This is a genomic window from Streptomyces sp. KL116D (assembly GCF_030766975.1).
GTDB classification, from domain to species: domain Bacteria; phylum Actinomycetota; class Actinomycetes; order Streptomycetales; family Streptomycetaceae; genus Streptomyces; species Streptomyces longispororuber_A.
This window is the reverse complement of the sequence record NZ_JASERH010000136.1, coordinates 253,179-267,882: the sequence shown is the minus strand read 5'-3', so window position 1 is coordinate 267,882 and position 14,704 is coordinate 253,179. Positions and strand designations below refer to the sequence as shown.

11 protein-coding genes are annotated in these 14,704 nt (G+C 68.5%); all 11 read left to right on the top strand.

Annotation, left to right across the window (positions count from 1 at the left end):
- Positions 1-139 precede the first annotated feature (139 nt).
- The 11 genes from RBJ77_RS49760 to RBJ77_RS49710 all read left to right on the top strand — a co-directional run bounded on the left by RBJ77_RS49760 (position 140) and on the right by RBJ77_RS49710 (position 14,080).
- The gene (locus tag RBJ77_RS49760; protein ID WP_372350998.1) at positions 140-1,642 is read left to right on the top strand and encodes an aldehyde dehydrogenase family protein; all 1,503 of its coding nucleotides are present in this window, start codon (positions 140-142) and stop codon (positions 1,640-1,642) included.
- On the top strand, positions 1,639-3,390 hold the full coding sequence (locus tag RBJ77_RS49755) for a thiamine pyrophosphate-binding protein (RefSeq protein WP_372350997.1): 1,752 nt from the start codon (positions 1,639-1,641) through the stop codon (positions 3,388-3,390). The genes RBJ77_RS49760 and RBJ77_RS49755 overlap by 4 nt, the downstream gene beginning before the upstream one ends.
- 116 nt (positions 3,391-3,506) lie before the next feature.
- Positions 3,507-4,667, top strand: a complete 1,161-nt coding sequence (locus tag RBJ77_RS49750; protein WP_372350996.1) for an ABC transporter substrate-binding protein — start codon at positions 3,507-3,509, stop codon at positions 4,665-4,667.
- A gap of 7 nt (positions 4,668-4,674) precedes the next feature.
- Positions 4,675-5,544: a branched-chain amino acid ABC transporter permease gene (locus RBJ77_RS49745; RefSeq protein WP_372350995.1), complete on the top strand. Its 870-nt coding sequence runs from the start codon at positions 4,675-4,677 to the stop codon at positions 5,542-5,544.
- Positions 5,541-7,844, top strand: a complete 2,304-nt coding sequence (locus RBJ77_RS49740; RefSeq protein ID WP_372350994.1) for an ATP-binding cassette domain-containing protein — start codon at positions 5,541-5,543, stop codon at positions 7,842-7,844. The genes RBJ77_RS49745 and RBJ77_RS49740 overlap by 4 nt, the downstream gene beginning before the upstream one ends.
- Positions 7,845-8,935: 1,091 nt before the next feature.
- Positions 8,936-9,205, top strand: a complete 270-nt coding sequence (locus RBJ77_RS49735) for a hypothetical protein (RefSeq protein ID WP_372350993.1) — start codon at positions 8,936-8,938, stop codon at positions 9,203-9,205.
- A gap of 1,311 nt (positions 9,206-10,516) precedes the next feature.
- Entirely contained in the window at positions 10,517-10,801 is a 285-nt protein-coding gene (locus tag RBJ77_RS49730) for a hypothetical protein (RefSeq protein WP_372350992.1), read from the top strand.
- A gap of 356 nt (positions 10,802-11,157) precedes the next feature.
- The gene (locus RBJ77_RS49725; protein WP_372350991.1) at positions 11,158-12,222 is read left to right on the top strand and encodes a protein kinase; all 1,065 of its coding nucleotides are present in this window, start codon (positions 11,158-11,160) and stop codon (positions 12,220-12,222) included.
- 196 nt (positions 12,223-12,418) lie between these two features.
- Positions 12,419-12,574 (top strand): hypothetical protein, encoded by a 156-nt coding sequence (locus tag RBJ77_RS49720; protein WP_372350990.1) that lies wholly within the window; start codon positions 12,419-12,421, stop codon positions 12,572-12,574.
- A gap of 331 nt (positions 12,575-12,905) precedes the next feature.
- On the top strand, positions 12,906-13,436 hold the full coding sequence (locus tag RBJ77_RS49715) for a PQQ-binding-like beta-propeller repeat protein (RefSeq protein ID WP_372350989.1): 531 nt from the start codon (positions 12,906-12,908) through the stop codon (positions 13,434-13,436).
- Between the two features lie 446 nt (positions 13,437-13,882).
- A complete protein-coding gene (locus RBJ77_RS49710) occupies positions 13,883-14,080 on the top strand; it encodes a hypothetical protein (RefSeq protein ID WP_372350988.1) in 198 nt (65 codons plus the stop codon).
- The last annotated feature ends 624 nt before the right edge of the window (positions 14,081-14,704 follow it).

Genomic DNA, 14,704 nt, shown 5'->3' with positions numbered 1-14,704 from the left:
GCGTTGCTCTCAGGGGAAATCGCTGTTCTGAACTTCCTTGCGCCGACCTATTGCCACGGCCTCTCGGCGCCCGTACGTTACACGCCAGTCCACAGAGCAGTCCACGGAAACCACTAGATGGTTTTTCTCTGGAGATGTGATGCTGCAAGACCTCCTCAAGGCAGCCGACACAGCTGACATCGTCGACGCCCTGCCTCTCGTCGCCGGAACCTGGGGCGGCGACGGACCGCCACTGCAACGCACCGGCCCCTACCTCAGACGCACCGTCAGCCGGGCACCCGCCGCAACACCTGCCGACATCGCCCACGCCCTGCAGCACAGCACCCCGTTCGCCGACCAGGTCGCCTCCCTGGCGCCCGCCGCCCGCGCCGACATCCTGCAGGCCGCGTCCCACACCGCGACCGCGCACCGCGAACGGCTCGCCAGACTGCTCGCCCTGGAACTCGGCAAGCCCCTGAAGGACAGCCGCACCGAGATCGACCGCGTCGCCGCCACCTTCGCCGTATGCGCCGCCGAGGCCCGCCGCATCGACGGCGAGAACCTTCCCGTCGCGGGCTGGGACACCGGTATCGGCAACACGGCCCTGACCTACCGCGCCCCCGCCGGCGTCGCACTGGCCATCACCCCGTTCAACGCGCCGGCCAACCTGCTCGCCCACAAGCTGGGCGCCTCCTTCGCCGCCGGCAACACCACCCTCGTCAAGGCCCCGCCCCAGGCTCCCGCCATCTCCACCGCGATCGTCGCCCTCCTGCTGGACAGCGGGATGCCGCACCAGGCCGTGCAACTCCTGCACGGCGGCGGGGACGTCGGCGCGGCCCTGTGCGCCGCCGAGGAGGTGAGCGTGATCAGCTTCACCGGCAGTGCCCCCACCGGCGCCGCCGTCGCCCGCGCTGCCGGGGCCAAACGCCTCGCCCTCGAACTCGGCGGCAACGCCGCCACCATCGTCTGCGACGACGCGGACATCGAGGCGGCCGCCACCCTGTGCGCCAAGAACGGCTACAGCAACAGCGGCCAGAGCTGCATCTCCGTCCAGCGCGTCTACGTGCACCGCAGCCGCTTCGACACCTTCCTCGACGCCTTCACCGCCGCCGTCGACGCCCTCCAGATCGGCGACCCGCTGGAAGAGCACACCGACATCGGATCGATGGTCGACGAAGACGCCGCCGAACGGGTTGTGCAGTGGTCCAAGGAAGCCGCCGGGCTCGGCGCGCGTGTGGTGCGCGGCGGCACCCGCGACGGAGCCACCGCCGCGCCCACCATCATCGCCGCACCGCCCGCCCACGCCTCCGTCGTCGTGCACGAGGTGTTCGGCGCGCTCGTCGCAGTCATCCCCTACGACGACTTCGACACCGTCCTGGACGCCTGCAACGCCAGCCGCTACGGACTGCAGGCCGGCCTGTTCACCCACGACGTCCGACGGATCCTCACCGCATGGCGCCGCCTCCAGGTCGGCGCACTGATCGTCAACGGATCCTCCAACTACCGGCTCGACCACATCCCGTTCGGCGGCGTCAAGGACTCCGGCTTCGGCCGGGAGGCCCCCCGCTGGCTCATCGACGACTACACCGTCGTCAAGACCCTCATGCTGCGCGGCCTGTCCGTCTGGGGCGAGCACCGCGAACTGCCCAAGGAGAATCCGTGACCACCGTCACCGCGGCCCAAGCCCTCGTCGCCCAACTCGAGTCCTACGGCGTCGAGTACATCTTCGGCACCTGCGGCCACACCAACATCGCGCTCCTGGACGCCCTGGGCCCCAGCCCCATCGAATTCGTCATCGCCCGCCACGAGCAGGCCGCCGCCCACGCCGCGGACGGCTACGCCCGCGCCACCGGCCGCCCCGGAGTCCTGCTCACCCACGTCGGCCCCGGCATGATGAACGCCGTCACCGGAGTTGCCACCGCCGCCCTCGACTCCGTCCCCCTGGTCGTCATCACCGGCGACGTCCCCTCCTACTACTACGGACGCCACCCCCACCAGGAGGTCAACCTCCACGCGGACGCGGACCAGACAGCCATCTACCAGCCCTTCTGCAAGCGGACGTGGCAGGTGCAACGCGTCCAGGATCTGCCCCGCATCACCGAGCGTGCCTTCTGGACCGCCACGAGCGGGCGCCCCGGCACCGTACTCGTCAACATCCCCATGGACCTGTTCAATCGTCCGGTCGCGCCCTACACCGACAGCCACCCACTGCCCCGTCACCTGGGCTCCACCGGCCTGGACGAGTCCACCGCCGACCAGATCGCCGAGTCGCTGCTCACCGCCGAGCGTCCTCTCATCTACTTCGGAGGCGGACTGCGCAGCCCCCGCGCGCGCACCGCGCTCCTCGACCTGGCCGAGCACCTTGACATCCCCCTGGCCCACTCCCTGATGGGCAAGGGCGCCGTCGCGGACCAGCACCCGCTGCTGCTGGGCATGCCAGGCTTCTGGGGCCTGGAGACCACCCACGAACACACCAAGGGCGCCGACATCGTCCTCGCGCTGGCCACCCGCTTCGCCGAGACCGACGCCAGTTCCTGGGACAGCACCTACACCTGGAACTTCCCGCCCAGCAAACTGATCCAGATCGACGTCGACCCCGCCGAGATCGGCCGCAACTACCCGGTCCACATCGGGGCTGTCGCCGACGTCGCCCTGGCTCTCGAAGCCATCACGACGGCCGTCCACGCCCGCCGGAACACCCCCGTCACCCGCCCCGGCCTGCGCGAGACCATCGCCGCCGCCCGGCGCAGCGTGTTCGACGCGGCCACGGACGCCGGCCGCAGCGACAACTTCCCCCTGCGTCCCCAGCGCATCCTCACCGACCTGCGCGAAACGCTCCCCGCCAGCGCCGTGCTGGTCACCGACGTCGGCTGGAACAAGAACGGCGTCGCGCAGTGCTACGAACTGCCCGAGCAAGGCCGCTTCATCACCCCCGGAGGCGCCTCGACCATGGGCTTCGGACCCGCCGCGGCCGTCGGTGTGCAGATCGCCCAGCCGGACAAGGTCGTCGTCGCCCTGATCGGCGACGGCGGCATGAGCGCCCAGTTGCCCGCCGTCCCCATGGCCGTCGAACAGGGCGCACCGGTCATCTTCGTCGTGATGAACAACCGCGCCCACGGCACCATCGCGGACCTGCAGGCCTCCTCCTTCGGCCGCTCCTACGGATGCGAGTTCACCGACGCCGAAGGACAGTCCTACAGCCCCGACTTCGCCCAGTACGGACAGGCCTGCGGCGCCGACGGCTACACCGTCACCGCTCCCGCGGACCTGCGCAAGGCCCTCGCGGACGCCATCGAGCGCCGCCGCCCCGCCGTCCTCGACGTCCCCATGGTCAACGAACCGGTCCCCACCCCCGGCCACTGGAACATCAAGGACATCTACGCCGGGCACTTCCCGGCCGACACGGTCTGAGAACCACGGCCCCGCGCTCGCACCCTGCCCTGCCGGCCGCCCTTGCGAACGGCAGGGGAACGAGTCGCCTCCCCCCACCCACCGCCCAGCCCTCCACCTATCCATGAGGTGACAGCATGAACCGCCCCGCCCGCTCGTCCGCACCACGCCCCCTGCTCATCGGCGCCATCGCCCTCGTGGCAGCGGTGACCGCCTGCAGCGCCCCCGGCGAGTCAGCCGACAAGGCGGGCTCCGACTCCGGTCCGATCAAGATAGCCATCGTCGACGCGCGCAGCGGTCAGCTCTCCTCGCTGGGGGAGTGGGAGTACAAGGGAGCCAAGCTCGCCATCGACGAGTGGAACAAGAAGGGAGGCATCAACGGCCGCAAGATCCAGATGAAGTCGTTCGACTCCCAGGGCGACCCCACCACCGGCACCAACCTGGCCCGCAAGATAGCCAGCGAGAAGTACATCGCCATGATCGGCACCGCGGAGAGCGCCGTGACCATCGCCATGGCGCCGGTCCTCAAGCAGGCCGAGATCCCCAACATCACCTCAGGTCAGGCCGACGCACTCGTGGCGCAGAAGAGCCCGTTCCTCTTCCTGAACGGGCCCACCAGCACCACCTACGACAGCACCCTCGCCAAGTTCCTGGTCCAGGACCAGGGATTCAAGAAGATCGCGATGATCTCCAACAACGGCTCCTTCGGCAAGGGCGAGCACGACGCCTTCGCCAAGGCCGCCAAGGGCCTGGGCGCCAACCCGGTCTCCGACCAGGTCGTCACCACCGACCAGAAGGACTTCAGCGCCGCCCTCACCAAGATCCGCTCGGCGAAGCCCGAAGTCGTCTTCATCGGCTCCGAGGAGGTCGAGGCCGGACTCATCGTCAAGCAGGCACGCGACCTCGGCATCGACGCGCCGTTCGCGGGCGCGGCCCCCCAGGGCACCCCGGTCTTCATCGACACCGCCGGCAAGAAGGCCGTCGAGGGCACCTTCGTCAGCTCGCCGTACCTGAGCAACGACATCAGCCCGGCCGCCCAGAAGTTCGCGGCCGCCTACAAGTCCGCCTACGGCGAGGAGGCCGAACTCCACGGAGCCAAGGCCTACGACGGCACCAACATCGTGCTCACGGCGCTCAAGAACAGCGATGTCGCCACCGGCAAGAAGCTCGCCGACGCGATCCGCGCCACCCAGTACGACGGCCTGCTCGGCCAGTTCCGCTTCGGCGAGGACGGCGTCGGCATCACCAAGACCACCATCGGCGTCATCCGCGACGGCAAGCTCGTCGAACACAAGTGAGGCCGCTGTGCAGGACACCTTCCAGACACTCGTCAGCGGGCTCAGCCTCGGCGCCGTCTACGCACTGGTCGCCATGGGCTTCTCCCTCGTCTACCGCACCATGGGCCTGGTCAACTTCGCCCACGCCGACATCGCGATGATCGGCGCCTACGCCGCGTCCACCTTCTACCTCACCTCCAAGCTGCCCTTCGCCGTCGCCATGATCGTGGCCATCCTCGTCACCGGCGCCATCGGCCTGGTCATCGAACGAGTCCTGCGGCCGCTGGAGAACAAGGACTTCGACCTGATGCTGATCGGCACGATCGGCTTCGGCATCGTCCTGCAAGCGGTCGCCATCCTGATCTGGGGCACCACGGGACGCGCCGTCCCCTCGCCGCTGGCCTCCGCCCCCCTGGACGTCTTCGGCATCCGGATCCGCACCTACGATCTGCTGGTCATGGGTGTGGCCGCACTCGCGGTCGTCGCCCTGAGCTTCTTCCTGTCCCGCACCAAGCGCGGCGCCGCCATGCAGGCCGTCGCCATGGACCACGAAGCCGCCACCGCGGTCGGCATCGACGTCGGCCGCAGCAACGCCCTCGCCTTCGCCATCGGCGCCGGCCTGGCCGCCCTCGCCGGCGGCCTCGTCGGACCCATGCTCTACGTCGATGCCTCCCTGGGCGGCGCCCTGGGCATCAAGGGGTTCGCCGCCGCGATGCTCGGCGGATTCGGCTCCATCAACGGCGCCGTCGTCGGCGGCATCGCCATCGGTGTCCTCGACTCCTACGCCGCCGGCCACTTCCAGGGCTACTCGGTCCTCGTGACCTTCCTCGTCTTCACCGTCGCGATCATGATCCGGCCCACGGGAATCTTCGGCGAAAGGACGGTCAGCCGCGCATGAAAACACGTCTCTCCGGCCTCGCCGCACTCGTGATCGCGGCCTGGGCCCTGCCCTACGGCCTGGGCACCTACACCATCCACGTCGTCAACATCGCCCTCATCTACGCACTCCTGGCCATCGGCATGGGCCTGGCCATGGGCATCTCCGGCCAGATCAACCTCGCCCAGGTCGCCTTCTTCGGAGTCGGCGCCTACGGCGTCGCCATCCTCACCACCCACTCCGGCCACGGCTTCTGGGCGGCCGCGGTCCTGGCCCTCCTCGCCACCATCGCCATCGGACTGTTCGTCGGCATTCCCGCCCTGCGCATGCAGTCCCACTACCTGGGCATCGTCACCCTCGGACTCGCCCTGGGCTTCATCAACTGGATCACCAACGCGCACATCACCGGCGGAGCCGACGGCATCTCCGGCATCCCCGTGCCCACCATCCCCGGCATCGACCTGTCCAGCGAATACCTCTACTACTACCTCGAAGCTGTCGTCTTCGCCGTCGGACTCGCCTTCGGTCTCTTCGTCGTCCACACCTCCCTCGGCCGACGGCTGCGCGCCATGCGCGACGACTCCCTGGCCGCGGGCTCGATGGGCGCAGAAATCCCGCTGCTGCGCATGACGGCCTTCCTCCTCGCCAGCTTCTACGGCGGCCTGGCAGGCATCCTCTACGGCGGCCTGATCCGCTACGTGGCGCCCGAGACGTTCTCCATCAGCAACATGTTCATCCTGCTCGCCATGGTCATCATCGGCGGCCGCCGCTCACTGGTCGGATGCGTCATCGGAGCGATCGGGCTCACGCTGGTACGGGAATGGCTCTCCGACTTCTCCACCTACGCCCAACTGGGATACGGCGTCGTCGTCGTACTCATGGTGGTCTTCGCCCCCACCGGACTCGCCGGCATCCCCGCACGGCTGCGGGCCCTCCGCCGTCACCGCCGAGGCCACCGTGCCACCCGCGCGGAACTGCGGCCCTTCACTCCCTACGAACCGGTGGAGGACTTCGCCCAGGAGCCAGGCCTGCTCCGCATCGAGGCCGTCACGAAGCAGTTCCGCGGTCTGCGAGCCCTCGACGAGGTCTCGCTCACCGTGGACGCCGGCGAGATCCGGGGCATCGTCGGCCCCAACGGATCAGGAAAGACAACCCTGTTCAACGTGATCAGCGGCTTCTACCGGGCCACCTCGGGCACCGTCCACTTCGCCGGCACCGACACGACCACCGCCCGCCCCTACGTCCTGTCGCTGAGCGGCATGGCCCGAACCTTCCAGAATCTGCGTCTGTTCGGACAGCTCACGGTCCGCGAGAACATCCTGGTCGCCCTCGACCGCACGCGCACCCGAGCCATCTGGCGCTACGCCCTGTGGCAGCCGGGCGTCATCGCACAGGAACGCCGCCTGCGTGCCCAGGCCGACGAGATCCTCGACCGGTACGGGCTGACCGACTTCGCCGAATCGCCTCCGGCAGCCCTGCCGTACGGCATCCAGCGCCGCATCGAAATCGCCCGGGCCATGGCCGCGCGCCCCCGCCTGCTCCTCCTGGACGAGCCCGCGGCGGGCCTCAACGGCGAGGAGGTCCAGCAGCTCATCGGGATCGTGCGCTCGAGTCGGGCCGGCGGAACCACGGTCGTTCTCATCGAACACAACACGGACTGCCGTCATGCTCGCTGTGCGAGAAAGTCACCGTGCCGACCAGTGGAAAGGTCAACGCAGAGACGCCCCGGCGTCGTCGCCGCTCCCGAGGTCACTCGAGGCGTACCTCGGCTGACTCCGAGAGCTGAGCGAACTCCCAGCGGACCAGGCGAGCGTTCAGCAGGACCGCACGAAGGAAGCCACCTCGTGAACCTCACCGACTCGGCTCGAGCTCCCCGCCTCACCGTGGCAGACCTCAGCGTGCACTACGGGGGCGTGTGCGCGGTGAGCAACATCGGCTTCACAGTCGAGCCCGGCGGTCCGTCGGGATCATCGGAGCCAACGGCGCCGGCAAGACGTCCACCTGAAGGCGCGATGGGCTCGTTCCGCGCGGCGTGGCCGGATCAGCCTGGGCGGCCCAGGACCTGTCAGGACAAGGCGCGCGACATGGTCCGCCACGGCATCGGCTACGTACCCGAAGGCGAGGCACATGCTTCCCCGGGCTGCCCGTGGACAAGAACCTCACTGCTGGGCGCCTACGCACGCGCCTGGAACAAGGAGACGCACCAGCAACTCACCGACGAGATCTACGACCTGTTCCCGGTCCTGGGGAGATGCGCCATCGCCTCGCAGGAGCCCTCTCCGGCGGTCAGCAGCAGATGCTCGCCATGGGGCGTGCCTTGATGAGCAGGCCCGCCTGCTCATCCTCGACGAGCCGTCCATGGGCCTGTCGCCGAGAAGCTAGTCGGCAGCATCCTCGATGTGCTGCTGAAGCTCCGTGAGGACGGCCTGAGCCTGCTGCTGGTGGAGCAGAACGCCAAGCTGACGCCTCGGCGTCACCAGTCACTGCATCGTCATGGAGAACGGTGAGGCGGTCATGCGGACGGCAGTTCGGCAGCCCTGAGCCATGATCCCCGAGTGCGGAGGTCTATCTCGGTCTGCGGAAGTGACGTCGGGGACCTTCTGGCGCGACGCCCTGCTTAGGAACTGGTAAAGATAACGAACTGGTTCGTACATTCGCTGGGGAGCCGCCATGGTCGCGGATGCACGGTCACAGCTGCTGGCCCTGCGTCGGCGGTGGCATCGCGCAGTCACCGCCAGCCCCGCGCTGCACGGCAGGCGAGGCGCGCCGCCACGGCATGCACGGTGCCTCTACCGGCTCCTGGACATCGGGCCGGTCGACTGCACGCAGAACCGACGGGCGCCTCGACGAGATACTCCGCTCAGCGTCCCAACTGGCTTCTGCGGCTGAACATCACCCACCAGCGTACAAACAACTGGCGATACCTCCACCCGCACCGGTTGGCCCCATCGGCCCAGCGCATCAGGAGCCGCCAACACCGTGGTGTTCACCGACGCCGGCGCCGTGGGCCACAACACGTCGACGTCAAGGCCACAGGAGCAGCATTCACATGCGGCCGCCCGGAGCAAGCATGGATGAAGTGGTCCAACTCGGCGCCGGAGGCGCCGATCCGCGGTCGCCTTCGCTGCTCGACCTCGGTGCAGCAACGCCTCTGGCTCACCGACCCCAACCTCGAGCGAGCCCGCAGCCTCGCCAAGAACCTCAACGCGTCGGCGGGCACCGACTGGGCGCGGGCCGTCATGGCTCCGAGGCTGAAGCGCGCACGGCGGACGCCAACGGCCTCGTCAACGCCTCACCCATCGGCACCGAACACGACCTCCGCCTGCCACTGCCCGAGAGTTCGCTGCACCGCACCTGTGGGTCGCCGATGTCAATTACCACCCGTTGTGGACTCCGCTCCTGACCACGGCACATGCCCTGGTGTCAGGTCCTGCATGGTGGCGGCATGCTGGTGCACCAAGCGGCGGAGTCCTTCCGGCTGTTCACCGGCTGCGAGCCGCACTACTCCCAACATGCTGGGCGACTTCGCCGACCTGACGGCGGAGGTCGGGGCACATTCCTGACCGAGCGCAGAGTGCCGAGGGTGGCCGATGTTCACGGCCCTGCCCCGTCGAAGCCCGGGGCTGTTCGGAGACGCTCCCGCCTGGCAGTAGGTCAGCGCGGTTGTCGACATCGTCACTGACAAGACGGCGGGAAGGCCACCGCGGAATGACTGCCGCATCCCACCCGGAGCGTGACCGTGCTGCGCCACAGGTCCATCCTTCCGCACCGAGTCCCCGGGCGGGAGCCATCTCGATGGTTCGTGGGATGCACCATCCGCCCCGGCGACGGGTTCCTCTTCACCTCCGAGCTGCTGAGGCGTGCGCTGTAGACTGAGATCAAGCTCCTGGAGAGTCTCGTCGTCCACAAGCGGCACCACGGCAGGCGGAACCGTCGACTCCGACTGCCGGCGGTGAGGTCACAACAGCGAGCCTTTTAAGGATTGCTGACGAACAGACGACATCGCGAGTGCTCATCCGGCACCTCTGTCAGGATCCTCAAACAGGCAGCAGCGTGCGGCTTCTTACCGTGCAGGCGCGTCACGCGAGCGGCTCCGCGCTGACGCGCGGCCCTCTACTGCACGGAGGACCCGGCGGGTGAGACGTGAGCGTCGGGACTGCCGCCACTGCGCTTCCCACGGCGAACACGGCGCCGCTGGCCCTACCCACTGACACCGCACGAGTTGCCCGAAGTCGTCGCACAATCAGTGTCAGCTCTCACCTCCAAAGCCACAATGATCTTGCTCGAGGGTGCCGCCCGGCGTTCGCAACAGCATACATGCCCTTCGAGGAGCAGCGCCGTCGCACCCATCGTTGGAGGGCTCCGCGCATTGCTTCGCACGCCGCGCGAGCCCTCTCGCATGTCTGGGGCCGATGGGGCGCAGCGTCGCGGGATGCCCGCTGGTTGTCAGTGGTGACTGGCAGCATGGGGGACTTGATGGGATGCAGTTGCCTTGGGTCGTGGGATGTTGCGAGTGTGATTCGCGATTTGCAGATGATCTGACAAGACTGCGACGGCGGCCCCGCTCCGGCCCAGTGCGCGGGCTGCCCCGGACGACAGTTGCGGTGCGAACGCGGTATCGGCGGGCCACTGTAAAATGCGTGCTGAGACTTACGGTACGCAGGCACGAGTGCTGGAGGGGAGATCATGGGCGACTGGTTCCAGACGATCGTCGACACCGAGGCCACGCCGGGGAGGCGCAGGGCTCGCGGCGAACATCATTGACTGGCTGATTGCGGACGGCTTCATCTCGGCAGAGCGTACCGACTGCGTTCTCGGCGCTGAAGCCGGGCAGCGCGCCAGGGACGCGTTACGGCGAAGCCGTCGAGGTCCCGGATCCTGAACTGGCCAAACAGTATGGAGCAACGGCCTGCACGTCACCGTGGGACGTACGGTCTTCGACGCTGGGCAGGGCGAACCCTCGGCCGTCACCTGCCCACACTGCGCAGCGGAGGTGCCTCTCGTCGACGAGTACTGGTCGCCCATCGAGGAGGCGTGGGACCGGTTCAAGGAGGCAGTGGAACCCTGGGCTGAGGGGAGCACGATAGAGCCCGTCGCGTGTCCGTCCTGTGGCCGGACAGCTCCCGTGCACGCGTGGCACTGGGCCAACGACTACTTCGCGTTTGGCCATCTCGGCTTCACGTTCTGGAACCGCTCCAAACTGCGGCCTGAGTTCCTCGTGGACCTCTCACGCCGTCTCGGTGGCCACCGCACCGTATTGCTCGAAGGCAAGCTCTGACAGGGCAGGAGGAATTGGCTGGCGAGGGCCTTCGTTGTGGGAGAAGGCGTCAGGCTGCTGGGGCGGAACTGGCCGAGTCGGCCGCTGAGTTCGGTATCCGACCTCGAGTCCCTTGAGCTGCTGCTTGCCTTGGACGGCTTGTTGCCGGTGTGGGACGGCCAGCGCGATGTCACTCGAGGTCTCCCGCTATGTGATGCCTGTCTCTGGCGTCGGTGGCTCGGTCGCCTACCGGCCGCTTCCCGCAGGGCGATAGGCCGTGCCGCTCTGTGGCAGAACAGGTACGTGATGCGGGGACTCTGGACGTGGCGCCGATATGCCGATGAGTATCGGAGAGTCCGGGGCGGCGGGAGCCGTCGGTGGATACGCGATCCTCGGCAAGCTCGGCAGCGGCGGCATGGGAGCCGTCTATCTGGGGCAAGCGGCCTCCGGACGCCAGGTGGCGGTCAAGGTCGTGCGACGCGCAGTACGCGCAGGACGAGGAATTTCGGGTCCGGTTCCGGCAGGAGGTCGCGGCGGCCCGCCGGGTCAGCGGCGCGTTCACCGCCCCCGTCGTGGACGCTGACCCCGAGGCGGAGCAGCCGTGGATGGCGACGCTGTACGTGCCCGGCAGAACACTGGGCAGCGTCGTGGCCGAGACTGGACCGCTGGGCGGGCGTGAACTACGCCTGCTGGCGTTGGGCCTGGTCGAGGCGTTGCGGGATATCCACCGGGCGGGTGTGGTGCACCGGGATCTCAAGCCTGGCAACGTCTTGATGGCCGAGGACGGTCCGCGCGTCATCGACTTCGGCATCTCGCATGCGGCCGATCACCAGGCCCTCACGGTGACCGGCCGGCTGATGGGCACCCCGCCGTTCATGTCACCGGAGCAGTTCGCCTCGCCACGTGACGTCACCGCGGCATCCGACGTGTTCTCGTTGGGATCAGCTGCTCGTGTACGCGGCTACGGGGCACGGTCCGTTCGACAGCGACAGTCCGTACATGACGGGCTATCGGATCGTGCACGAGGTACCCGCGCTGGAACGCACGCCTCGGCCACTGCGCTCCATCGTGGAGCGCTGCCTGGACAAGGACCCGCAACAGCGGCCTGCGTTGAACGAGTTGCAGGCCCTGTTCCCACGTTGCCGGACACCTTGTCACCGTCGGCCGCGGGCTCCGCCGCGCAGCACCTGGCGAGCCAGGAAACCGCGCCCGCACCGGGGAGCCACGATGTCGGCGGACCGACGAACCGGTCCGCGCCCCGCGCGATCGGACAGAGTCGCCGGCGTCATATCGCGCTCGCCGTGAGCGTCGCATTGGTCGTCACCGTCGCAGGCGTGGTGGGGTACCACTTCACGTCGGGCCGGCCGACGCGACAAGTCACCGACCACAGTCGACCGCCGTCGATCTGCCGCCCGGCTGGCGCGCCTGGCGCACCAGCCTGACGCGACGCCAAGAGCGAGCCGACGGCCACCAACGTGGACACCGTGGACTCCGGATGCGTCGCCGACGGCACCTCGGTGTACTGCGCGGGCACCGGCTTCACCGTCGCGCGGATCGATGCCGCCACCGGCCGCGTGCGGTGGCGCTCGGCGACAACAGCGAGGCCGCGCAGCGCCCCCTGGCGTCAGGAACGGACGCGTGTACGTCGCCGTACCCCTGGACGCGGATTCCATGGACTCCGCCCAGCGGCTCGTGGCCATCGACACCGCCACTGGCAAACAGGCCTGGACCCGCACCGCCGACGTGAGCCATCCCGCCGCCCTGTTCAGCGGCGGCGTCGCTTGCCGTGCCTGATGGCGCGAGCGAGTTCGTCGCCCTCGACGCAGCGAGCGGCAGAGATTTGTGGCGGTGCCCGCCCGATCGTCGCAGGGCACCAACTGCTCGCCTCTGGTGGTGGCGGGTGATCCCTATGGGGTGTGCACCGACGCGACCGACCCCTTCAGCGGCAAGGCCAGTCTCCTGCACTTCGACCCGGCCGACGGCACCGCACGGGAGATCGGCGCCCTCCCTCTCACGGCACAGCCCCTCGGTGTGGCCTTCGGACGGCCACTCTTCGCTGTACTGCGCCAGCGAGGACACGGCAGACGACAACAGGCGCGACCCGGCGTACTCGGCTCTTCTGGTGGTGAACCCACGCACCAAGGCCCTCACGCGCACGCCCCTGAAGGAGACCGTCCGGGGAACACCGACCCTGATCGCCGGAGTGGTCTACTTCGTCAGGCCCGACGGCACGGTCACCGCGGTCAACGCGGCGGGCGGCACCACGCTGTGGCGCAAGAACACCCAAGTCGAGAACCTCTCCGCGCCCACCAAGTCGCCGAACAACGACATGCTCTACTTCGCCAATCGCTACGGCCGTCTGCTCGCCCTGGACCGTTCCACCGGCACCACCCGATGGACCACGGCCCAACTGAGGGATCCAGGTCTGTCAGCGGAGAAGCGAGTGCCGAGCATCGTCATGGTGAAGGAGGCGATCGTCGGGGTCGCCGGTGAAAGCAGCGTTCTCGGCAAGCCCCGATCACGCCCCTCACGGGCGGACACTGAGCGCTCATGCGTGGCCGCAGCGTGGGGACGGTTTATAGCCGCTCGCCGGGGGCCCAGCCCATCAACCCGAACGATGAGAACCAGTCGTGCTGAGGAGGCCGGCCGCTCATGACCAACAGCACCGCGGCGGCATCGGCAGGGCGGCCTGCAAGCATGACGAAGATCGAGCAGCAGGCATCCGGTGGGGCGGTGCCATCTGTTGGCCCCAGCACTGGCAGGCACTGATCCGCCGCGCACTCTGCGTCCGCCTCGGCGTGCTCCAGGAGCTGAGCGTTTGCGGCCCCGCGACACCGGCGTCGAGATCGACGGCCGTCAGATCGGCGTGTTCGCGGCAACTGAACCGACACGCTGTGCCGGGGCTCCACGGCCTTCACGCAGCGGGTGTTCGCGGAGATCTTGTCGATATCCAGTGCAGATGCCCACGCGATCCTGCCTCAGGACCGCAAGCTCGCCGGGAGCGGCGCGCGCACGTGCCAATCCTGCCGTCTGCCGCCGTGCGCGGCAGGGGTGACCGCCGCCACCGGCAAAAGATCATCACCAGTAAGTGGGTAGTTACACATGCGCAAGGCACCTATCGCGTTCGCGGCCGCTCTGGCCGCCGTCGGACTCGGGATCTCGGGCTGCGACGACGGCAGCGACACGGACGGCTCGGCGAAGGAGTCGCCCGCCGCGTCCGCTCCGCAGTCGCCTGCCTCGGAGAGTCCGGCTGCGGCCGACGGCGGGAGCGAGGGCGGAGATCGTCCCGGCCACGGGTGACGTCACGAAGCCGGGCGCGAAGCTGAAGGTGGGCGACCGAGCGGTGCTGCCGTTCGAGTACACCAGCAAGAAGAAGGGCACCATCGCGGTCACCGTCACGGCGATCACGAAGGGCGCCGAGTCCGACATGTGCCAAGTTCGGGACCAAGGCGAAGGGGATGACGCCCTACTTCATCAAGCTGAAGGTGGAGAACGTCGGCGGCACCGACCTTTCGTACGCCTCGCTGAAGCTGAGAGGCGTCCTTGCGAACGGACAGGGAACCGGGTCATTCTGACCGGCGACATCCCCGTGCAAGTGCGACAGCGAGAACGCGTCGGCCGAGTTCACCACCAAGGGCGCCTCATTCGAGACGATGCAGCCTGAGCGCCACCAAGGGCGACCCGGTCACGGGAGCCGAGTACGGCGAGGCGGACGCCTACAGCGACAGCCCCGTCCTCTGGACCAGCTGAGGCACGCCGCACCGCAACGACCCTCGTGATGACTGCCCGTATCGGGCATTGTCGGATAGTGGGGCAGTTTGAGTGTGGTGCCAGTGAGGCATCTGCCGATCAAGTAGGGGCGGTGCGGGATGCGCAGCCGGCCGCGGCGGAGAGGTGCATTCGAGGTGATCGTCGTGGGTGTCC

What these genes read in the sequence shown, in the direction of transcription:
- RBJ77_RS49735 (WP_372350993.1), top strand. Translation starts at nt 8,936, where the DNA reads ATGCCCTGGTGTCAGGTCCTGCATGGTGGCGGCATGCTGGTGCACCAA.
- RBJ77_RS49760 (WP_372350998.1), top strand. Translation starts at nt 140, where the DNA reads ATGCTGCAAGACCTCCTCAAGGCAGCCGACACAGCTGACATCGTCGAC.
- RBJ77_RS49710 (WP_372350988.1), top strand. Translation starts at nt 13,883, where the DNA reads ATGCGCAAGGCACCTATCGCGTTCGCGGCCGCTCTGGCCGCCGTCGGA.
- RBJ77_RS49750 (WP_372350996.1), top strand. Translation starts at nt 3,507, where the DNA reads ATGAACCGCCCCGCCCGCTCGTCCGCACCACGCCCCCTGCTCATCGGC.
- RBJ77_RS49740 (WP_372350994.1), top strand. Translation starts at nt 5,541, where the DNA reads ATGAAAACACGTCTCTCCGGCCTCGCCGCACTCGTGATCGCGGCCTGG.